The following is a 20,352-nucleotide window of genomic DNA, read 5'->3' as shown; positions in this document are numbered from 1 at the left end:
CGGTGATATTCTGCAACACTTAAGTAAAATGCCTTGTATTCTGGCAACGCACCTGTTGTAAACTCACCACTATGCTTGCGTCTTCCGCACTGCCCCAGCCCAGGAAAAGCCGGTTTGCGCGCCGCTTTGCCGTCATGATGCGCAAGGGCAGCCTGTTTCCGGTGCTTGAGGTCGGCTGCGTGCTGCTGTTGATCACGATGATCGGCTTCTCGATCTGGCTGGTCGGCAGCTACCAGGGCCGCCAGGCGATGGTGCCTGCTCCGGTGACCGCCACCCTGCTGGTCGGCAATCTGGTGCCCGCCATGGCGCTGCTCGCACTTATCGGCAGGCGCGTTGCGATCAGCCGCGCGGGTGTCAGCGGCGAGCAGGGGACAGGCCGCCTGCACGTGCGGTTCGTCGCGTTGTTCTCGCTGATCTCCTCGATCCCGATGCTGCTGGTCGTGGTGATCACCTCGCTATTGTTCCAATATGGCGTCGAGTTCTGGTTCTCAGACCGCGCGCGCGGGATGCTGGAAAACGCCAACGATCTGGCGCGCGGCTATTATGAAGAGGGACGCCGCGACGTCTCTGCCGAGACTGTCGCGATGGCAAGCGATCTGCGCGAATATCTGCAGCAGACCCGGATCGACAGCCCCGAGTTCGCCGAGGCCTATATCTTCCAGGTTGTCGGCCGCAAGATGAACGAATCCGCCATTGTCGAGATCGGCGATGACGGGGTGATCCGCACCGCCGCGATCGTCGACCCCGACAACCGCACCTCGTCGGACCGGGTCACACCGGATATCGTGCGGCAGCTGGAGGCGGGCGAAACCGCGGTGGTATCCGCCGAAGCCGACCGCATCGAAGTGGTTACGCCGCTCGACAAGAAGGCGAGGGTGTATCTGTATGTCGCGCGCGCCTCCAACCAGCTGGCGCTGAGCCAGTGGGAGCGGGCGCAGACGGTGCTGTCCGACTACAAGGCCCTGTTCTCCCGATCGCAGAACCTGCAGGTCCAGTTCAATATCGCGCTGTTCGTGGTTTCTCTGCTGCTGGTCGCGGTCGCCTTGTGGGCTGCGCTCAAGTTCGCCGACCGAATGGTGCGGCCGCTGACCGACATGGCCAGCGCCGCGCGCGACATCAGCACCGGCAATTTCGCAACGAGGGTGGACACCGCCAACCGCACGGACGAAGTCGGGGTGCTGGGCCGGGCATTCAACCGCATGGCGAGCCGCCTCTCCGAGCAGACATCCGCGCTGATACGCGCGAACAGCCAGCTCGACGATCGCCGCGCCTTTACCGAGGCGGTGCTCGAATCCGTCAGCGCCGGCGTGATTTCGGTCGATCCCATGGGCATGGTGCGGCTGATGAACAGCACCGCGCAGCGGCTGTTGCTGATCGACGCCGAGCAGTGCCTGGGCTGCACCCTGTCGAGCATCGCGCCGCCCTTTGCGCGGCTGGTGGGCGACGGCACCGAGAAGGCGGTGATCCAGTATTCGCGCGGAACCGATCTGCTGACATTGGCGGTGCGCACCGTGCGCGAGCCTTATGGCCTGGTGATCACCTTTGAGGATATCACCCAGCAGCTGGTCGACCAGCGACAGGCAGCGTGGTCGGACGTCGCCCGGCGGATCGCGCACGAGATCAAGAACCCGCTGACCCCGATCCAGCTTGCCGCCGAGCGGCTCAAGCGGCGCTATGGCAAGAAGGTCAGCGAGGACGACCCGACCTTCGGCCAGCTCACCGACACGATCGTGCGGCAGGTGGGCGATCTGCGGAACATGGTCGACGAATTCTCGTCCTTTGCGCGGATGCCCAAGCCGGTGTTCCGCGAGGAGAATTTCTTCGACCTCGTGCGGCAGGCAATCTTCCTGCAGGAAGTCGCGCATCCCGCCATTCGCTTTGCGGCCGAAGGCGTGCACGAGGGCAGCGACCTGCATTGCGACCGCCGACAGATCGGCCAGGCGGTAACAAACATTCTCAAGAATGCCGTGGAAGCCATTGAGGCCAAGGCACAGGCCGATGAGGTCTATCAGGGCAGCGTCACCGCCACCGTCTCGCGCCAGGCGCAGTATCTGGTGCTGACGCTGGACGACAACGGCATCGGCCTGCCCGCAGACCGCGACCGCATCGTCGAGCCCTATATGACCACGCGCGAGAAGGGGACCGGGCTTGGCCTCGCGATCGTCAAGAAGATCGTCGAGGAGCATTTTGGCGACCTTGCCTTTGAATCGAATGACGTCGGCGGGACGCGCGTCATCATCCGGCTCGATACCGATCTGCTGCTCGCCAGCGCCGGACAGGATGCAGCCAACGCCGCGCCTGTCATCCGGCACAGCAGCGCAGACCGGGCATCGCGCACCGGCGCGACCGCGGACCGCCGCCACAACGAACTGAGCCGCACGGCACAGGATGAGGAAAGCAACTGATCTATGCCTTTGGAAATCCTGATTGTTGATGACGAGCGCGATATCCGGGACCTGGTCTCGGGCGTGCTGGAGGACGAAGGCTATAGCTGCCGTTCGGCCGGTGGCAGCGATGCCGCGCTCGCCGCGATCGACGAACGCCGCCCGTCCCTGGTGCTGCTCGACGTCTGGCTCAAGGGCAGCAAGCTCGACGGGCTCGAACTGCTCGACGAGATCAAGTCGCGCGATGCCGATCTGCCGGTGATCATATTTTCGGGTCACGGCAACATAGACACCGCGGTCTCGGCGATCTCGCGCGGCGCGATGGACTTCATCGAAAAGCCGTTCGAGGCCGAACGACTTATCCACATGGTCGCGCGCGGCACCGAAACCGCGCGGCTGCGGCGCGAGAATGCGCAGCTGCGCGAAAAACTTGGCATTTCCGACGAATTGACCGGCAGCTCCAGCGCGATCAACGCGGTCCGCGCGACGCTCAAGCGCGTCGCCAACAGCGGTAGCCGGCTGCTGATCACCGGACCTGCAGGCGTGGGCAAGGAGGTCGCCGCGCGGCTGCTGCACAGCTGGAGCGGCCGTTCGGGCGGGCCGTTCATCACGGTCAACTCCGCGCGGATGACCCCGGATCGGTTCGAGCAGGAGCTTTTCGGCGAGGAGGACCAGGGCAGGGTGGCGACATCCGGGCTGCTCGAACGCGCGCACGGCGGGACGCTGTTCCTCGACGAGGTCGCCGACATGCCCGAATCCACCCAGGCCAAGATCCTGCGCGTGCTGACCGACCAGAGCTTCTCGCGCGTGGGCGCGACCCGACCGATCAAGGTCGATGTCCGCTTCGTGTCGGCAACGTCGCGCAATCTGGAGCACGAGATTGCCGAGGGACGCTTCCGCGAAGACCTGTTCTACCGTTTGAACGTCGTGCCGGTCGAGATCCCGGCGCTCACCGAACGCCGCGACGACATTCCCGCGCTGGTCGAGCATTATGTCGCGCGCTTCGCCAGCGAGCATGGCATCACGCCGCCGGAAACCAGCAGCGAGGCGATGGCAGCGCTGCAGAGCTACAACTGGCCGGGAAATGTCCGCCAGCTGCGCAACGTTATCGAGCGCACGATCATCCTGGCGCCGCGCGGCAGGCTCTCGCAGATCGATGTGGACATGCTCCCGCCCGAACTGGTGCAGGGCGATGGCGGGCGCGCAGCGGGCATTTCCAGCCTGATGGGGGTGCCGCTGCGCGAGGCGCGCGAGAGCTTCGAACGCGAATATCTCAAGATCCAGATCCGGCGCTTTTCGGGCAATATCTCGAAGACAGCCGAGTTCATCGGGATGGAGCGCTCGGCCTTGCACCGCAAACTCAAGCTCTTGGGGCTGCACGACCGTTGATTGGCAAGGAAAAGCGGTAAACTGGCCATTGGCGACAGGGGCTTTCGGCACTATGTATGGGGTGCGGCCTTTGGCGGCAGCCGTGCCGGATGTGACGGACAGGCTTTTCATGAACCGTGGTGCAACGTCACCACCAAGACCGGGGGTCAAAATGACCGAAAAGGCTCAAAACATTCAGGATGTGTTCCTCAACTCGTTGAGGAAATCGAAAATCCCGGTGACCATGTTTCTGGTCAAGGGCGTCAAGCTTCAGGGCATCGTGACCTGGTTCGACAATTTTTCGGTCATGCTGCGCCGCGATGGCCAGTCACAGCTTGTCTACAAGCATGCGATTTCGACCGTTATGCCTGCCCAGCCGATCGATCTCGGGATCTTCTCGGGGCTGATGGGTGCCAAGAACGCCAAGAACCGCAACCTGCAGGAAGTGTTTTTGCGCACCGTGCAGGAAACCGGGGTTCCGGTGACCATGTTCCTGATCAACGGCGTGATGCTGCAGGGCAAGGTCGCGGCTTATGACCTGTTCTGCATGCTGCTCGAACGCGAAGGCATGGCACAGCTGGCCTACAAGCACGCGGTATCCACCGTGCAACCCAATGCCCCGGTCGATCTGACCGGCGACTGGGGTGATACGGACAGCGAAGAAGATTGAACCGGCGGTTCGGGGGCCGGACAAAAGGAAAAAGCAAAGTTTGAACGACCCTCACGCTCTTGATTTCGTTCGCGGTACCCGCGCAGTCATTGCCTATCCCGATCTCGGCCGACGCGGCGCGGTGGATTCCGACGCGCGTCTGGAAGAAGCGCGAGGGCTTGCGCTGGCGATCGGCATTTCGGTGTGCGCATCGCACGCCTTCCGGATCCGCACCGCGCGCCCTGCGACTTTGTTCGGCGGAGGGCAGGTCGATATCATCGCTGCCAGCCTGGAAGACGAAAAGGCCGAACTGCTGATCGTTGACGGCAGCCTTTCGGCGATCCAGCAGCGCAATCTGGAGGAACGGCTCAAGGTCAAGGTCATCGACCGGACCGGGCTGATCCTTGAAATCTTCGGCGAGCGCGCCGCGACCGCCGAAGGGCGGCTGCAGGTGGAGCTTGCGCATCTCGATTATCAGGCGGGCCGACTGGTGCGTAGCTGGACCCACCTTGAGCGCCAGCGCGGCGGCTTCGGCTTCCTCGGTGGCCCGGGCGAAACCCAGATCGAGGCCGACCGCCGCATGATCCGCGATCGCATGGCCAAGCTGCGGCGCGAGCTGGAGCAGGTCAAGCGCACCCGCGGGCTGCACCGCGAGCGGCGTCAGAAGGCACCCTGGCCGGTGATCGCGCTGGTGGGCTATACCAATGCGGGCAAGTCGACGCTGTTCAACCGGCTGACCCAAGCCGGGGTGATGGCGGAGGATCTGCTGTTCGCGACGCTCGACCCGACAATGCGCGCCATCCGTCTGGACGGGGTGGAAAAGGTCATCCTCTCGGACACCGTGGGCTTCGTTTCGGATCTTCCGACCGAGCTTGTCGCCGCGTTCCGCGCGACGCTCGAAGAGGTGCTGTCGGCCGATCTTGTCATCCATGTCCGCGACATGGCGCACCCCGATGCGCAAATGCAGGCGGAGTCGGTGGAGACGATCCTAACCGATCTTGGCCTGGTCATCGATCCGGTGCTCGCCGAACAGGGGCTGGCGACGCCCTTGATCGAAGCGTGGAACAAATGGGACATACTGGACGAGGACGCGCGCGCGTTTCTCACCGAAACCATGCCCGATGATCGCACCGTTTGCCCGATCTCGGCACTGACCGGGGAAGGGGTGTCAGACCTGTTGCGGGCAGCATCGGCTGCGCTGGTGATCAGCCACCGCATTCATGACGTCAATCTGCCCCGGCACGATGGCCAGCGGCTGGCTTGGCTGCACGCGCATGGGGAGGTGCTGACATCGGACGAGAAGGGCGATGAGCTGGCGCTTTCGGTGCGGCTGTCGGACAAGGACTGGGGCAGGTTTCAGGCGCTATAGCCCGCGCGTCGAAGCTTTCGCGCGCTGCCAGAGCTCTTCCTTTTGCTCGAGCGACAGTCCTGCGAAGGCATCGCCGGCATCGGTTTCCATCGCGCGGAAGCGGCGCTCGAACTTGGCATTGGCCGCGCGCAATGCGTCTTCTGCGCTGACGCCCATATGGCGGACCATGTTGACCGCAGCGAACAGCAGATCCCCCGCTTCGTCGATCCGTTCGACTTCACTTTCGGCCTCGAGCAATTCTTCGATTTCCTCGCCGATCTTCTCGACCGGACCCATGACATCGGGCCAGTCGAACCCGGTGCGCGCTGCGCGCTTCTGGAGCTTCTGCGCGCGCATAAGCGCCGGCAGCGCCGATGCGACGCCATCCATGGCGCTGGATGAGCCGCCATCGCTGCGTTCTTCGGCCTTGATTGCCTCCCAATCCCATTGCTCGACCGACTGGTCTGCGAAGATGTGCGGATGACGGCGGACCATCTTCTCGCTGATCGCGTCGATCACATCGCCGATGGCGAAATGTCCGGCTTCCTCGGCCATGCGGCTGTGGAACACAACCTGCAGCAGCAGGTCACCAAGCTCGTCCTTGAGCGCGGCCATATCGTCACGCTCGATCGCGTCGGCGACCTCATAGGCTTCTTCGATGGTGTACGGCGCGATCGTCGCAAAGGTCTGCTCGATATCCCATGGACATCCGGCCTGAGGATCGCGCAGCCGCGCCATGATCGTGACCAACCGGTCGAGCGGGGTGGTTGCGGCCGGGGAAATGGCGGAAGGGTCAGTCTCGGATGTCATCTGTTTAAGTCCGATAATATATATTATGTTAAATTAATACCATGTCAGCGCGAGGTGGTTCGCGGCACCAGGATCATGCTGTCGCCCTCGACCCGCCAGCTTTCCAGCGCCGAAAGGAAATTCATCCCCAGCACATTGGTCTCGCCAAAGGCAGACGCGATCACCACTGCATGATCCTTCATGCCAAGCGATCCGACGCGAAGATCCGCCACGGTAGCCCGGTCGGCCTCGACGATGCCATTGGCGGTTTCGAGCACCACCTTCATGCTGAGCGGATCCGGCTCGACACCGGCGCTGCGTGCCGCATCGACCGACAGCGCGGTAAAGCTTGCGCCGCTGTCGACCATGAACCGCACAGCTGCACCATTGACCTCGGCGTTGACCCAGAAATGTCCATCTTCACCCTTGCGCAGCGTCGTCGGCGCGCCGGTGATCGCAGGCGCACCGCCAAGGCCGAGTTCGCCGGTGACACCCTCCCAGATCATCTTGAGTTCGGGGCGAAAGCTCACCAGCAGGAAGATCAGCGCGAAGATGCCAAGCCAGCCCAGCGCCATCTTGAGCGTCTGGCCGATCGGCAGGCTGCGCGAGACCAGGGCGCTGCCGACCAGCACCAGCAGCAACAGGCTGTAGATCAGGCTCGCGGTTTCGCTTTCGCCCATTACGCTACCTGCTCGAGGTCGATGGTCAGCCCGTCAAAGCCCGGCTCGATTGCGTCGGGCAATTGCGCGCACAAGGTCGCGTAATCGAGGCTCTTGTCCATATGGGTCAGCACCGTGTGCCGCGCGCCGGTACGGGTCGCCAGATCCATCGCCATCTCCAGATTGGCATGCGTGGGATGCTTTTCGTAGCGCAGGCAATCCGTCACCAGCACATCGCAGCCGGAATACAGCGCGACCATGTCGTCGGTGACGCTGGCGAAGTCCGTGGCGTAGACGATCGACATGCCATCGGCGTCGAACCTGAGACCGGTCGACAGCACCGGACCGTGCGGCTGATCGACGCAGCGCACCCGCATGCCGCAAATGATCTGGTCATCGGCCAGATCATGCGGGTCTACGATCGAAGGATACCCGTCTCCGCCTGCAAAAACATAGTCGAAACGGCTGATAAGACTTTGTAAACTATAGTCTCTGCCAAAGCCCGGTAACGGCTTGCGGCTGCGATGATATAGCGCGCGCAAATCGTCGATGCCATGGCTGTGATCGGCATGGTCGTGGGTCCAGATCACCGCGTCGAGCGCGCCGATGTCCTGCGCGAGGAGCTGGTTGCGAAGATCCGGCGATGTGTCGATCAGCACCCGCTTGCCGGCATGTTCGACGATCATCGACACCCGCGAACGGCGGTTGCGCGGATTGGTGGGGTCGCACGCGCCCCAATCGTTGCCGATCCGCGGGACCCCGCCTGAGGTGCCCGATCCCAGCAGGATCGCCTTCATGGGCGCGCCCGGTTGAACAGGCGGTAGAAGTTCTGCGACGTCGTTTCGCACAGGTGCTCGTACGGTTCGTCGCGCAAGCCCGCGACAAAGCGCGCGGTATCGGCCACGAACGCAGGCTCACCTTGCTTGCCGCGGTGCGGCACCGGCGCGAGGAACGGCGCGTCGGTTTCGACCATCAGCCGATCCACCGGAATATCGCGCGCCACCGCCTGTAGATCCTTGGCGTTCTTGAATGTCACGATACCAGAGATCGAGATGTACAACCCGAGGTCCAGCACCTTGGCGGCGAAATCGGCGCTGGCGGTGAAGCAGTGGATCAGCGCGGGGAAGGCCCCCTTCCCCATTTCTTCAACCAGGATCGCCGCAGTGTCGTCCTCGGCATCGCGGGTGTGGACGATCAGCGGCAGGCCGGTGATGCGCGACGCCGCGATGTGCGAAATGAAGCTGCGGCACTGCTGATCGCGGTCGGAATGGTCGTAATAATAATCGAGCCCGGTCTCGCCGATGCCGATGACCCGCTCGTCCGCTTGGGCCCGTGCGACCAGGCGTGCGGTGTCGATATCCGCATGCGCATCGGCCTCATGCGGGTGGATGCCGATGCTTGCCCAGACATCCGCCTCGCGGTGCGCGGTGGCGGTCACAGCGTCCCATTCGCTGGCGCGGGTGGAGATGTTGAGCATCGCGGTGACGCCCGACGAACGCGCACGCTCGAGCAGGTCAGGCTGCTGCTCGGCCATGCCCTTGTAGTTCAGGTGGCAGTGCGAATCGACCAGCATCACTCGGCGTCTTCGGCAGGCAGATCGATGCGCGGGAACAAAGGCTTGGGTACGCCCACCTGATAGTCGCTTTCGGCGAGCGGCGAATACCAGTGACTGCCCATCGCAGCGAGCGAACGGACATCGTCTGGAACGCCCATATGATCGAGCAACGCCTTGGCGCTGCCCGGGATGACGGGAGAGATCGCGATCGAAAGCTGCGCGATGGCGATGTACAATGTCGCCAGTACCGTCTCCATTCGTTCGGGATCGGTCTTCTTGAGCGCCCAGGGCGCCTGTTCGTCGACATAGGCGTTGCAGGCAAACACCGCGCGCATCCACGCCTCGATCCCTTGCGACAGCGAAAGTTCCTCGAAAGCCTTGGGCATCTCGGTCTGCAGCGCATCAGTCAGAATCTCGAACAGCGCTGTATCGGCGGGCTGGTGGCCCCGGATCGCGGGCAGATAGCCATCTAGGTTCTTGGCGATGAAGCTAAGAATGCGCTGGGCGAGGTTTCCGAAGCTGTTCGACAGATCGGCATTCGACCGCATCGCAATGGCTTGCGGCGAATAGCTGCCATCCTGTCCGAAGCTGACCTCGCGCAGCAGGAAGTAACGCAACTGGTCGACGCCAAAGGCATCGGCGAGCGCAAACGGATCGACGACGTTGCCGACCGATTTGGACATCTTCTCGCCCTTGTTGAGCAGGAAACCGTGGCCGAACACCTGCTTGGGCACCGCGATGCCAGCGCTCATCAAGAAGGCGGGCCAATAGACCGCGTGGAAACGCACGATATCCTTGCCGATCAGGTGCAGATCGGCGGGCCAATGCTTGGCCATCAATTTGGTGTCGTCGGGATAGCCCAGGCCCGTGAGATAATTGGTCAGCGCATCAACCCAGACGTACATCACATGCCCATCGCTTCCCGGCACCCCGACGCCCCAATCGAAGCTGGTGCGCGACACGGACAACGGACGCAGGCCCGACTTGACGAAACTGACGATCTCGTTGCGCCGCGTGTCGGGCTGCAGGAACTCGGGATGCTCCTCATACAGAGCGAGCAACTTGTCCTGATAGGCATCGAGCCTGAAGAACCAGCTCTCTTCCACCGTCCATTCAACTGGCGTTCCCTGCGGAGACTGCTTGCCCCCCTGCCCGTCGTCTACCAGCTCGTCTTCGGCATAATAGGCTTCGTCGCGGACCGAGTACCAGCCTTCGTAGCGATCAAGATACAGGTCACCATTTGCGTCCATCGCCTTCCAGATTGCCTGGCTCGCGCGATGGTGCTCGTCTTCGGATGTCTGGATGAAGCGATCATAGCTGACGTCAAGTCTGTCGCACATATCCTTGAAATATTGTGACATCTCATCGGCCAACGCGCGCGGCGTCGTGTCCAGTTCGCGCGCCTTTTGCAGCATCTTGAGGCCATGGACATCGGTTCCGGTCTGGAAACGGACATCGCGGCCGCTGAGCCGCTGGAAGCGCGCGATCACGTCGGCGGCAATCGCCTCATAGGCATGGCCGATATGCGGGCGGCCATTGGGATAGCTGATCGCGGTGGTGATGTAATAGGGTTCGCCCATGGCGGTGATGTCTGCCGTTCGTTCGGGTGGTGGCGGTAAACGCCGGTTGCGGCCTATCTAGGCGGGGCCAGCCGCGCCAGCAAGCCGCCAATTTGAAACGCGACCGCTGCAGCATCGAGGTTGAGCAGCACTGCGCGCGAGGCGAGCGCGCCAATCTCCTGCCACGCGGCGATCGCACCGGGCAGCCGGTCGTCGCGCAGATCGCGGATCCGCCGCGCGGCAAAGCGCGGCGCATAATGCAGCAGCGCCTGGAACCGCTCGCGGTTGGCCTTGTTCGCGACCATATTGCCGAGTGCGATGCGGGCCCGGTGATCGCGGTCGCCATGGTCGGCGATCTCGCTGAGCAGAGCATCGATGCGGGCCATGTCCAGCCCTGCAAAGCTGAGCGCCTGGCCCGGAGCCCCCTGCCCGAGCCGCACCAATGCTGCGATCTCTGCATCGGGCAGTTCGGGGCGAACCGCACGCAGCGCGTCGGCCATGTCGGGATCGCTGAGCGCCGGAAAATCGAGCACCAGACAGCGCGAGCGGATCGTCGGCAGCAACCGCCCAGGATTGTGCGCGATCAGCATGAATATGGTATCGGCAGGCGGTTCCTCGAGACTCTTGAGCAACGCGTTGGCAGCGTTGCGCTCAAGCTGATCGGCCGCATCGAAGATGATCACCCGCCGGTCCGCCAGGCTGGGGCGCACGGTCAGACGCTTCTGCAGCGCGCGAATCTGATCGACCTTGATGTTGCGCGCAAGATCGAAGGGTTTTCCTTCCTCGGCCTTGCGGGCTTCCTTGTCGTTCTGCGGACCCAGGGTAATGTAGTGGCAGTCGGGGTGCTTGCCTTCCAGCAGCAGCCGGCCCTCTGTGCCGTGCATATCGCCGTCGAAATGCCCCGCGGCAAAATCGGGCGAGCGGGTCAGCAGATGGGCCGCGGCAGCCAGCGCGAAGCTGCGCTTGCCAATCCCTTCGGGCCCCGCCAGCAGCCAGCCATGGTGCAGTCTGCGCGCCTGGAATGCCCGCAAAAGCGTGGTTTCAGGCTCGGCATGTCCCAGCCATTGTGCCTGCGACGCCATCATGACGTCATGCCATCAACGGCGCGATGGCCGCGACGATGCGAGCATGGACCACTGCGCTGTCGCCGCTCGCATCGATGGTGCGAAACCGCTGAGGCTCAGCGGCTGCGAAGTCGCGGAATGCCTGGGTTACTGCGGCATGATAGGCCGCATCGCGCCCGCCGATCCGGTCGCTGGACGCGCCATCACGCAACAGCGCACGGCGCGCAGCCTCGTCCGCCGGCAATTCGAGCAGCAAGGTGCAATCGGGAAGAAAGCCTTCGGACCCGAACCGGTGCAGGTCGAGGATCGCTGCATCGCCAAGGCCGCCTGCGATCCCCTGATAGGCGCGGCTGCTGTCGAGGAACCGGTCTGACAGCACCCAGCCGCCTGCGTCGACTACCGGACGGATCAGCCTTGCGACATGATCGGCGCGCGCTGCGGCGAACAGCAAAGCCTCGCTGCGCGCGTTCCAGCGATCGGCGGCGCCCTCGAGCAACAGCGCGCGGATCGCCTCGGCGCTGTCGGTGCCACCCGGCTCGCGGGTGACGGTGACGGTCTGCCCCTGCGTCCTTAGCCAGTCGGCCAGCAGCCTGATCTGAGTCGATTTGCCGACCGCCTCGCCACCCTCGATCGAGATGAAGCGTCCGCGCACGGGGATGACCTCAGGCGCCGAAGAACGAGAGAATTCCCGCCCACAACCGTCCGAAGAACCCTGCCTCCTCGACCGCCTCGGCGGCCACCAGCGGCATCACCTGGCGGTCCATATCGGGCGCCGAGACAACCAGGGTCGCCACTTGCTGGCCCTTGGCGATCGGCGCCTTGAGCGGGCCCTGATACACCACCTTCAGCGTGACCTTGTCGGTATCGGCGGTACGCGGCAGCGTCAGCGCCAGATCGCGCGGGGCGATCAGCGCGAGTTCGCGCTTGCTGCCCAGCTGAACCGGAGCGGTATCGACAGTCTTGCCCTTGGTAAACAACGGCACCGATTTCCACGACCGGAAGCCCCAGTTCATGAACCGCACCGATTCATTGACGCGTCCGTTATAGCTGTCGAGCCCTGCGACCACCATGACCAGGCGGCGGCCGTTCTGTTCGGCAGAGCCGGTAAAGCCGTATCCGGCCTCTTCGGTGTGCCCGGTTTTCAGCCCATCGGCGCCGTCGACCTTGCCCAGCAGCGGATCGCGGTTGGGTTGGGTGATGCCGTTCCAGGTGAAGCTGCCCTTGGAGTAGAACCGCTTGTAAAGCTTGGGATGGTTGCGAATGGTCGCGGTCGCCAGCTGCGCCAGATCGCGCGCTGTCACCTGGGTCACGCCCTCGTCCGGCCAGCCATTGCTGTTACCGAAGCGGCTGTTGGCAAGGCCGATTTCCTTCGCCTTCTTGTTCATCATGTCGACGAACGCCTCTTCCGAGCCTGCAATGCCCTCGGCCAGCACGACGCAAGCATCGTTGCCCGAAAGCGTCACGATCCCGTCGAGCAGATCCGCCACGGTGACCTGACTGCCGACGGCCAGAAACATGCTGGATCCCTGGTTGTTCCACTTGCGCCAGGTGTCGGGAGAGACGCTGATCTTCTGGTCGAGCTTGAGCTCGCCCTTCTTGATGAGGTCGAATGCCACATAGGCCGTCATCATCTTGGCCATCGATGCCGGCGGGATCTGCTTGTCCGCATCGCGCGAGAAGAGCACCGCGCCCGATGACAGGTCGGTCATATAGGCGATCGGGGCTTCCGAGACATAGCTGGGGGCAGCCGCTGCCAGCGGGGTCGCCAGCAACGAGAACATGGCAAGGCCAATAAGCGGGGTTTTCATCTGTTTCCCATGGTTTCGATCAAAGGGGGATGGGCCGTTGGATGGCCCTTGTTATCAGCGACCGGAGTCCTGCTGGATTCGAGACCCCTGATAGCCATTCCGCTTCGCCAGCGTAAGACCCTGTTCTGCCGCCTTGGCATCGGCATAGGGTCCATAGCGGACGCGAAACAGCTTGCCATCCCGGCTAACCTGCGTGATCGCGCCGATCCGCTTGGCCAGTTCATCCGCGCGCGCCCTGGACGAAAATGCGGCGACCTGAACGAAATAGGCTGAAGACGCGCCACCTGTAGCCGCCGCGACAGGCGGTTTGTCGGACCGGGGCTGATCGAGCAACGCCCGGTTGGGTGCGCTGCTGGTCTCGGCCGCCCGCGGCTGCGCGCCCTCCCCTTCGACAATGAAGCGATCATTGCCTTGGCCAGCGGGCGCAGCCTTGGCGGGCGCTGGCTTCGCGGCGGCCTGCTTGGGCGGTTTGGCCTTTTCAGTTGGCTTGCCCGGTTTGCTGACGGGTTCGGGCGCCGTAGCTGCAACAGCAGCCGGAGCGGTCGACGCGGCAGGGATAGCAGCGGCATTGGCCGGACGCGGTAAGCCGTCCAGCTTGCGGCGCAACGGCACCAGCAGCGATTCGGGCGTATCCATGCGCAAAGCCACCGGCTTGCCCGCGCGCAGCATCGCGCGTTCGGCCTCGGGCGGGTTGACCCGGCGCACTCGCACCGCGAACGCGCCCTTGCCTAGCACCCCTAGCTGCCGGGCAGCGCCCTGCGACAGGTCGATCAACCGGTTGGAGGCGGCAGGACCACGGTCATTGAGCCGCACCAGAATGGTCTTGCCGGTGTCCAGCGAGGTCACCTCGACATAGCTCGGCAGCGGCAGAGTGCGGTGGGCGCCGGAAATGCCTTCGGGAATGAAAAGCTCGCCATTGGCGGTGTTGCGTCCGTTCAGCTCTTCGCCGTACCAGCTCGCATACCCTGCTTCGTCATAGTTGAACACATCGACCGGGGTGTAGGTGATGCCATCGAGCACATAAGGCTCGCCCAGCTTGGCGGGATAATCGGATACGGATCCCGCCAGCGTGGCCGGTGCGGTCTCCAGGCTGCGGCTCACATTGCTGCCGCCCCCGCAACCCGACAGCAGCAGCGCCATCCCCAGGCTACCGATCATCGCATTCTTCATCGCCAATCCCCCTTTGCCTGCACCCGTCAGTTGCGCACGCCATCGGCCAGCAGGCCCACCGACATCGCATAATAATTGGAGCAGTTGTAATCCAGTATGGCGCGATAGTTGCGCGTCAGCAGATAGCCCTGCGCATCCAGGCCAGGTGTGATCAGCAGCGATGCCTCTACCCGGTCGTCGGCGGGCCAGACGCCACCGGCAGGATAGACGCCCAAGGCCTTCCATTCGCGCATGGTTTTCCATTCGCTGTGCCGCTCGACCGCACGGGCGCATTTGGCGACACGCTCGCGGCTGGCGATGGCATTGGTGTTCAGCGTCGCGGGTACCGATACGGCAAAGCCCCAGGGCTCGCCCCGCTGCCATCCGGCCGCCAGCATGTAATTGGCGATCGAGGCAAAGGCATCCGCCCTGCTCGACCAGATTTCGGCCTTTCCGTCGCCATCGCCGTCCTTGGCAAGCTTCAGATAGACCGACGGCAGGAACTGCGGATAGCCGAACGCGCCCGCGTAGCTGCCACGCAACACCGACCGGGGAACGCCCTTGTCGATCATCTTGAGCACTGCGATCAGTTCGCCTTCGAACAGCTCACGCCGGCGCCCTTCATACGCCAGCGTCGCCAAGGCCCGCGGCAGATCGGTGCTCCCCATGATCGTGCCATAGCTTGTCTCATGCCCAAAGATGGACACCATGATCGACGCCGGAACCCCGGTCTGCTGTTCGATCGCGACCAGCCGCGCGGCTTCGTCGGAATAGACCTGACGGCCCTGGCGGATCTTCGCAGCGTTGATGCGCTTGGCCATTTCGGGACCGAAGGAGGGGAAGGCCTGGCCCGTGGGCGTCGGCGCAAACCGCCGGTCGAGCGCGGCCACGCTCTCGTCGAACGACAGCGTCGGTAGCACGCTGTCTATGGCGCGCTGCGAAACACCCTCGCGCCGCGCGCGGGCGGCCACCGTATCAAGATAGCTGGCAAAGCCCTGTGTCTGCTGGGCATCGGCCCCGGGCAGCGGCTGGACGATTTCACGCTGTGCGGTGCTGGGCGCCCCGCATGCGAGCAGGACGATTGTCGCCCCCATCGCGGCAGCGCGCGACCCAAGCCTTTGTACAATATTGATAACCATGCGATACTCCCACAGGGCGTTGTGCCACACAAAGCATCGCGGGGGAAAGGGCGAACATCCCCCACCCATCCCGGCCCCGCCACGCTTGAACGGCCCGGGCGGGCAATGCCTTTTACCCGGACGTCCGCTCCTGCGCCCGGCCCGTCCAAGTTTCGCTTTTCAGATTACCCCGCCTTCGCTAGGAAACCGCCCGCACCGCCCGGGAGATACATGCTCTCCTTTCGGCAAAGGGTGCCGCGGGAAGAGTGTCCGAGTGGTTTAAGGAACCGGTCTTGAAAACCGGCGAGGGTGCAAGCTCTCCGTGGGTTCGAATCCCACCTCTTCCGCCAGGCACCGTTTGCCTCATGATAGCCGCCGGGCCGGTAATCCGGCTTGCGTCACCCCGTTCGCAAAATGCAACCATCCGCCTTGCTGCGTTCAAACGTCTGGAGGGCTTTTTCGGGCCTCGATATACTGCTTGCGACCGCACCGATCGCCGTGTTTATGGTTAACGCGGAGGGGCCCATCGTCTCGGCGCTCTAAAATCGGCATCTGCTGTGACAGCAACATGACAAAAGCTGTGTGTTTTCTGTGTCATATCCGGACAGAATGTAAAATCGGAGCCCCAACTGGGGCGGCTGGGCACTCCACTCGTCTGATCCAGAAACTCGGCTCATCGCCCCCGCCGGACAAGAAAATGGGAGAAATGCTGGGGCGGATGCCGGTCGGTTTGTTCGACCGTTGAGGGGGTCGGAGATATTCCCCTCAATTTGAATGATTTATATAGTGCGTTTGCACTATTTTACGCCCCCTTAAACCTCCTTAAGGTTGTCTTAACAAAATCGAGTCGCAAAAAAAAGATGATGCCAGCTGATGGGCGCAAAGCTCACGGGGCAAGCTGCAGGAGATTAATTGTGCACTCGGCTATAAGTGCGACCAGGGCCGCAGCAGCGGCCTTGTTGGGGGTGGTTTGGGCTTTTGTTCCGTTGGGCAGCACCGCGCATGCCCAGGACATTGTCTACCAGCCCATCAATCCAAGTTTCGGCGGCAATCCCTTCAACTCCAATCATCTGCTCGGCATTGCCAACGCACAGAATGATTTCACCAACCCTGCATCGAGCAGCAGCTCGTCGCAGGCGGATATCTTCGCCCGCCAGCTCCAGTCCCGGTTGCTCTCTGCGCTTTCCTCGCAGATCGTCACCGCCATCTTTGGTGACAACCCTCAGGAAAGCGGCACCATCAGCTTCGGTGGACAGACGGTCAATTTCATCCGTTCGCTGACCGAGGTTACGATCAACATCATCAATGACGATACCGGCGAAGAAACTGTCATCGTCGTGCCCACTTTCCTGGATGTTGACTGATCATGATGGGGCACAAGAGCACATGTCTGGCGGCACTGGCGATGACCGCCCTGGTTGCGGGATGCACCACGGTGGGTGGCAGTGGCAAGGCCGCCATCCCTGAAACGACCAGCTATGCTTATCTTCCCAACGCCACCCAGACCCAGCAGCTGCTGCGCGGCATTCCCGCGCCTTCGCGCCAGGTTGCCGTGGCGGTCTACAACTTCACCGACCAGACCGGCCAGTTCAAGCCGAGCGCCACCGGACAGACGCTTTCGCGTGCGGTGAGCCAGGGCGGCGCATCGGTGCTGGTCAAGGCGCTGCAGGACGTGGGCGATCGCTCGTGGTTCACCATCGTCGAGCGTGAGAACCTCAAGAACCTGCTCAACGAACGGCAGATCATCCGCGAAATGCGTGAGCGCTATCTTGGCGAGCGCGCGGTCAACCCCGATGCCCTGCCCGCGCTGCTGTTTGCAGGCGTGCTGCTCGAAGGCGGGGTGATCGGCTACGACACCAACACGCTGACCGGCGGCGCAGGCGCGGCGTTCCTGGGGATCGGCGCGCGCACCGAATATCGGCAGGACACCGTAACGGTTTATCTGCGTGCTGTGTCCGTGCGCACAGGCGAGGTCCTGACGACGGTTACTGCTTCGAAAACCATCGCCTCGCAATCGATGGGTGCAAGTGCCTTCAAATTTGTCGCGTTCCGCGAGTTGCTGGAAGCCGAAGCCGGTTTCACCACTAACGAGCCAGATCAGCTTGCGTTGCAGCAGGCCATCGAAAAGGCGGTCTATGCGCTGGTGATGGAAGGCGTCGAGCTGAGGCTGTGGGACTTTGCTGACCGCAATGCGGGCATGGCCAAGCTGCTGCAATATCAGCAGGAGCGCGACGGAAAGTTTACGCCGGGTCAGGTTCAGCGTGCCGAAGAGAAGGCGCGCAAGCTGACCCCCATGAAGGTAAAGGAAACCAGGAAAAACGGGGAAACGAACAAGGGGAATTCGGAGACGAATTAACGGTTTTTTCCTGATCGGACGGGCCAAAGGGACCGACGGTCGAAATTGCAAGGGTGCAAGGCCGATCTGATCGTTCAGACCGGTTCAAAACCCGAGGATCGCGGAAGAGAGCCGAAGCCGGTCAGGCGGTATTCGGCGATGCAACAAAAGCCTGACAAAACTCACGCACCGGAGGTGCAACTCCGGTGCGTGAGCGTGACAACAATGAGTGCGTGTGAAACAATCATGCTGACCCTGGAAGCAGTCTGCTTCCGGAGCAGCATGGTTATGACCCTTCGAAAGAGGATTATCAACCATGAAGACCTCCATTTACACCTCGGTCTCGGCGCTTGCGCTGATGATCGCAGCTCCCGCGGTAGCGCAGGACAACACCTCCACCGTCGACCAGCTCGGCACCGCGGCGAAGGCCACGGTTGTACAGTCGGGTTCGGGCAACAACTCGGATGTGGACCAGAACGGCAATGGCGCAGCGACCTTCGCTTCGGGCCCCAACGCCGGGCGCACGCTCGTCGCTGATGTCGATCAGACCGGCACCAACGGCGTCTCGACCGTCAACCAGCAGGGCAACCGCAGCAGCGCGACGCTCGACCAGGGCGGCAATGGCATGCGCTCGTCGATCATCCAGGGCAACTCCGCGACCGACAAGGGCAACACCGCCACTGTCATCCAGAACGGCACGGGCGGCGGCGTTGGCACCGGATCGTTCGTCACGCAGACCGGCAACGACGGCCAGGCCTATGTGAACCAGGGCGCAGCCACAAATGGCGCAGTGAGCACTGTCACCCAGATGGGCACCAACCAGCGTGCAAGCGTGTTCCAGCTCAGCGGCGCTGCGGACTCCAATGTCAGCCAGGCTGGCGGCGCAGCCAATGTGTTTGTATCGCAGGACGGCAGCAGCGAATCCGACATCATCCAGTCGGGCGGCAACAGCGAAGCGTCGGTCCGCCAGATTGGCGACGGCAACTCCTCGCTCGTCACGCAGACCGGCAACAATGCCGATGCTGGCGATCCGGACAACAACCTCACCAACTTCGACACCAATATCGGTGTGTCGCAGACCGGTGACGACAACACCTCGACCGTAACCCAGACCGGAAACGATCAGGTTGCTGACGTGATCCAGACCGGCAATCTCAACACCGCGTCGATCACCCAGGACGGCAATTTTGCCGACGCCAGCGTCACGCAGACCGGCAACAACAACATCGGCACTGTTATCCGTCAGGACGGCGATGGAACCGGCGACAACAATCCGCTGACCTCGCCTGTTACCCCGGCGGACAACGCCACGGCCGACATCACCCAGACCGGTGATTTCAACGATGCCTCGATCAGCCAGGCTGCCGTGCCTGTGGATGCGACGATCGTCCAGACCGGCGATGACAACGTGTCAACGATCACCCAGACTTCGACGTCGGCTGGCGCTCTTGCCACGAGCACTCAGACCAGCGACGACAACCTGTCGACGATCGTCCAGGCTTCGGATGCAACTGCTCTGGTTAGCCAGGGCGGCAACCAGTCGAACCCGGGACCGTTTGCCGGCCGTGCCAACAACGTGTCGGACGTGCAGCAGCAGGCCCTTGCCGGCGGTTCGTCGGCAACAGTTGACCAGGATGGCGTTCTGAACAAGTCCACGGTTACGCAGAACGCTGTGGACAGCACTGCGATCGTCGAACAGGACAACATCTTCAACACCTCGACGATCACCCAGACGGGTACCGGCGGCGCAGTTGCAGATGTCAGCCAGGGCGGCGGCTACGGGGACAACGTGTCCACCGTGACGCAGACCGTGGGTGCAACGGCAACCGTGATCCAGACCGGCCAGCCTTCGGTTGGCCCGGCATTCACCAACGTTTCCGACATCACGCAGTCGGGCGAAGGCGGTGAGGCTTCGGTCACGCAGAACGGTTCGAACAACGAATCCACCGTCGATCAGGCCGCTATCGATGGCCAGGCGACCGTCAATCAGGACGGCACGTTCCTGACGTCCTCGATCACGCAGGGAACGCCTGCAGCTGACGCCCGCGCCAACGTGACGCAGACCGGAACCGACAACGACTCGATCGTTTCGCAGCTGGCAGGTGCTTCGGGCGCCGAAGCTGACGTCACTCAGGGCGGTTCGGGCAACGACTCGACTGTCACCCAGTCGGCATCGACCAGCGCGTTCGTCGAGCAGATCGGCGATGGCAATGACTCGACTGTCACGCAGACGGGTGCATCGGCAGCAGGCCTTCGGGCGGCTGCGGATGTCCAGCAGCTGGGCGATCTTGGCATCTCGGTGGTCAACCAGGGTGGAGCAGGAAATGCCGCCACTCTGATCCAGACGGCTGCATCGTCCGGCGAAGAGTCGCAGATCCTGCAGAGCGGCGATGCCAACACGGCGCTCGTCACCCAGGCAGGCACCGGCAACTTCTCGCTGGTCGACCAGACCGGCGACAACAACGCCGCAACCGTCAGCCAGTCGTCGAGCGACAACATCTCTAACGTCTTCCAGTCGGGCAACAACAACTCTGCGGTCGTCACGCAGAGCGGTGGCGTGAACTGAT

General features: G+C 63.0%; 17 protein-coding genes and 1 tRNA gene. 8 read left to right on the top strand and 10 right to left on the bottom strand.

Going from position 1 to position 20,352, the window contains the following annotated elements; translation table 11 throughout:
- The first annotated feature begins 71 nt into the window (after positions 1-71).
- The 4 genes from BSY18_RS06235 (at position 72) to hflX (ending at position 5,770) form a co-directional block, all read left to right on the top strand.
- Complete coding sequence (locus tag BSY18_RS06235) at positions 72-2,405, top strand: sensor histidine kinase (RefSeq protein ID WP_069050016.1); 2,334 nt, start codon at positions 72-74, stop codon at positions 2,403-2,405.
- 3 nt (positions 2,406-2,408) lie between these two features.
- The gene (gene ntrX / locus BSY18_RS06230) at positions 2,409-3,773 is read left to right on the top strand and encodes a nitrogen assimilation response regulator NtrX (protein ID WP_054134909.1); all 1,365 of its coding nucleotides are present in this window, start codon (positions 2,409-2,411) and stop codon (positions 3,771-3,773) included.
- A 151-nt stretch (positions 3,774-3,924) separates the two neighbouring features.
- Positions 3,925-4,422 carry an RNA chaperone Hfq gene (gene hfq, locus BSY18_RS06225; protein WP_082382278.1) on the top strand — a complete coding sequence of 166 codons (498 nt, stop codon included), beginning with the start codon at positions 3,925-3,927 and terminating at the stop codon, positions 4,420-4,422.
- A 40-nt stretch (positions 4,423-4,462) separates the two neighbouring features.
- Entirely contained in the window at positions 4,463-5,770 is a 1,308-nt protein-coding gene (hflX, locus tag BSY18_RS06220) for a GTPase HflX (protein ID WP_069050015.1), read from the top strand.
- On the opposite strand, the gene mazG is transcribed toward hflX, so the two are convergent.
- From mazG to BSY18_RS06170, 10 genes are read right to left on the bottom strand one after another with little or no spacing between them, the layout of a single operon-like run.
- The gene (gene mazG, locus BSY18_RS06215; RefSeq protein ID WP_083231339.1) at positions 5,765-6,559 is read right to left on the bottom strand and encodes a nucleoside triphosphate pyrophosphohydrolase; all 795 of its coding nucleotides are present in this window, start codon (positions 6,557-6,559) and stop codon (positions 5,765-5,767) included. The two genes, hflX and mazG, sit on opposite strands and share 6 nt — an antisense overlap.
- Positions 6,560-6,603: 44 nt before the next feature.
- On the bottom strand, positions 6,604-7,218 hold the full coding sequence (locus tag BSY18_RS06210) for a retropepsin-like aspartic protease family protein (RefSeq protein WP_069050014.1): 615 nt from the start codon (positions 7,216-7,218) through the stop codon (positions 6,604-6,606).
- The gene (locus tag BSY18_RS06205) at positions 7,218-7,994 is read right to left on the bottom strand and encodes an MBL fold metallo-hydrolase (protein ID WP_069050013.1); all 777 of its coding nucleotides are present in this window, start codon (positions 7,992-7,994) and stop codon (positions 7,218-7,220) included. The genes BSY18_RS06210 and BSY18_RS06205 overlap by 1 nt, the downstream gene beginning before the upstream one ends.
- Positions 7,991-8,770: a TatD family hydrolase gene (locus BSY18_RS06200; protein WP_069050012.1), complete on the bottom strand. Its 780-nt coding sequence runs from the start codon at positions 8,768-8,770 to the stop codon at positions 7,991-7,993. Before BSY18_RS06200 ends, BSY18_RS06205 begins: the two co-directional genes overlap by 4 nt.
- Positions 8,770-10,332, bottom strand: coding sequence for a methionine--tRNA ligase (gene metG, locus BSY18_RS06195; protein WP_069050011.1), 1,563 nt, complete (start codon positions 10,330-10,332; stop codon positions 8,770-8,772). The genes BSY18_RS06200 and metG overlap by 1 nt, the downstream gene beginning before the upstream one ends.
- 53 nt (positions 10,333-10,385) lie before the next feature.
- Positions 10,386-11,396 carry a hypothetical protein gene (locus BSY18_RS06190; RefSeq protein WP_083231338.1) on the bottom strand — a complete coding sequence of 337 codons (1,011 nt, stop codon included), beginning with the start codon at positions 11,394-11,396 and terminating at the stop codon, positions 10,386-10,388.
- A gap of 4 nt (positions 11,397-11,400) precedes the next feature.
- Complete coding sequence (gene tmk, locus BSY18_RS06185; protein ID WP_442856571.1) at positions 11,401-12,027, bottom strand: dTMP kinase; 627 nt, start codon at positions 12,025-12,027, stop codon at positions 11,401-11,403.
- A gap of 10 nt (positions 12,028-12,037) precedes the next feature.
- A complete protein-coding gene (locus BSY18_RS06180; protein ID WP_054134917.1) occupies positions 12,038-13,183 on the bottom strand; it encodes a D-alanyl-D-alanine carboxypeptidase family protein in 1,146 nt (381 codons plus the stop codon).
- 54 nt (positions 13,184-13,237) lie between these two features.
- Positions 13,238-14,353 carry a septal ring lytic transglycosylase RlpA family protein gene (locus BSY18_RS06175; RefSeq protein ID WP_069050009.1) on the bottom strand — a complete coding sequence of 372 codons (1,116 nt, stop codon included), beginning with the start codon at positions 14,351-14,353 and terminating at the stop codon, positions 13,238-13,240.
- Positions 14,354-14,379: 26 nt separating this feature from the next.
- Complete coding sequence (locus tag BSY18_RS06170; RefSeq protein ID WP_083231337.1) at positions 14,380-15,471, bottom strand: lytic murein transglycosylase; 1,092 nt, start codon at positions 15,469-15,471, stop codon at positions 14,380-14,382.
- Between the two features lie 239 nt (positions 15,472-15,710).
- On the opposite strand from BSY18_RS06170, the gene BSY18_RS06165 reads away from it, so the two are divergent.
- The 4 genes from BSY18_RS06165 (at position 15,711) to BSY18_RS06150 (ending at position 20,351) form a co-directional block, all read left to right on the top strand.
- Positions 15,711-15,800 (top strand) — tRNA-Ser (locus BSY18_RS06165).
- 636 nt (positions 15,801-16,436) lie between these two features.
- Positions 16,437-16,814 (top strand): curli assembly protein CsgF, encoded by a 378-nt coding sequence (locus BSY18_RS06160; protein ID WP_069050007.1) that lies wholly within the window; start codon positions 16,437-16,439, stop codon positions 16,812-16,814.
- 41 nt (positions 16,815-16,855) lie between these two features.
- Entirely contained in the window at positions 16,856-17,806 is a 951-nt protein-coding gene (locus BSY18_RS06155; RefSeq protein WP_054134997.1) for a CsgG/HfaB family protein, read from the top strand.
- Positions 17,807-18,101: 295 nt separating this feature from the next.
- On the top strand, positions 18,102-20,351 hold the full coding sequence (locus BSY18_RS06150; protein ID WP_069050006.1) for a beta strand repeat-containing protein: 2,250 nt from the start codon (positions 18,102-18,104) through the stop codon (positions 20,349-20,351).
- Position 20,352 lies beyond the last annotated feature (1 nt).

The sequence above is a fragment of the Blastomonas sp. RAC04 genome, assembly GCF_001713435.1.
GTDB classification, from domain to species: domain Bacteria; phylum Pseudomonadota; class Alphaproteobacteria; order Sphingomonadales; family Sphingomonadaceae; genus Blastomonas; species Blastomonas fulva.
This window is presented reverse-complemented; position numbering and strand designations above follow the sequence as displayed.

Coding starts and splice junctions, on each gene's coding strand:
- BSY18_RS06235 (WP_069050016.1), top strand. CDS start 72: ATGCTTGCGTCTTCCGCACTGCCCCAGCCCAGGAAAAGCCGGTTTGCG.
- ntrX (WP_054134909.1), top strand. CDS start 2,409: ATGCCTTTGGAAATCCTGATTGTTGATGACGAGCGCGATATCCGGGAC.
- hfq (WP_082382278.1), top strand. CDS start 3,925: ATGACCGAAAAGGCTCAAAACATTCAGGATGTGTTCCTCAACTCGTTG.
- mazG (WP_083231339.1), bottom strand. CDS start 6,559: ATGACATCCGAGACTGACCCTTCCGCCATTTCCCCGGCCGCAACCACC.
- BSY18_RS06210 (WP_069050014.1), bottom strand. CDS start 7,218: ATGGGCGAAAGCGAAACCGCGAGCCTGATCTACAGCCTGTTGCTGCTG.
- BSY18_RS06205 (WP_069050013.1), bottom strand. CDS start 7,994: ATGAAGGCGATCCTGCTGGGATCGGGCACCTCAGGCGGGGTCCCGCGG.
- BSY18_RS06200 (WP_069050012.1), bottom strand. CDS start 8,770: ATGCTGGTCGATTCGCACTGCCACCTGAACTACAAGGGCATGGCCGAG.
- metG (WP_069050011.1), bottom strand. CDS start 10,332: ATGGGCGAACCCTATTACATCACCACCGCGATCAGCTATCCCAATGGC.
- BSY18_RS06190 (WP_083231338.1), bottom strand. CDS start 11,396: ATGATGGCGTCGCAGGCACAATGGCTGGGACATGCCGAGCCTGAAACC.
- BSY18_RS06180 (WP_054134917.1), bottom strand. CDS start 13,183: ATGAAAACCCCGCTTATTGGCCTTGCCATGTTCTCGTTGCTGGCGACC.
- BSY18_RS06175 (WP_069050009.1), bottom strand. CDS start 14,353: ATGAAGAATGCGATGATCGGTAGCCTGGGGATGGCGCTGCTGCTGTCG.
- BSY18_RS06170 (WP_083231337.1), bottom strand. CDS start 15,471: ATGGTTATCAATATTGTACAAAGGCTTGGGTCGCGCGCTGCCGCGATG.
- BSY18_RS06155 (WP_054134997.1), top strand. CDS start 16,856: ATGACCGCCCTGGTTGCGGGATGCACCACGGTGGGTGGCAGTGGCAAG.
- BSY18_RS06150 (WP_069050006.1), top strand. CDS start 18,102: ATGAAGACCTCCATTTACACCTCGGTCTCGGCGCTTGCGCTGATGATC.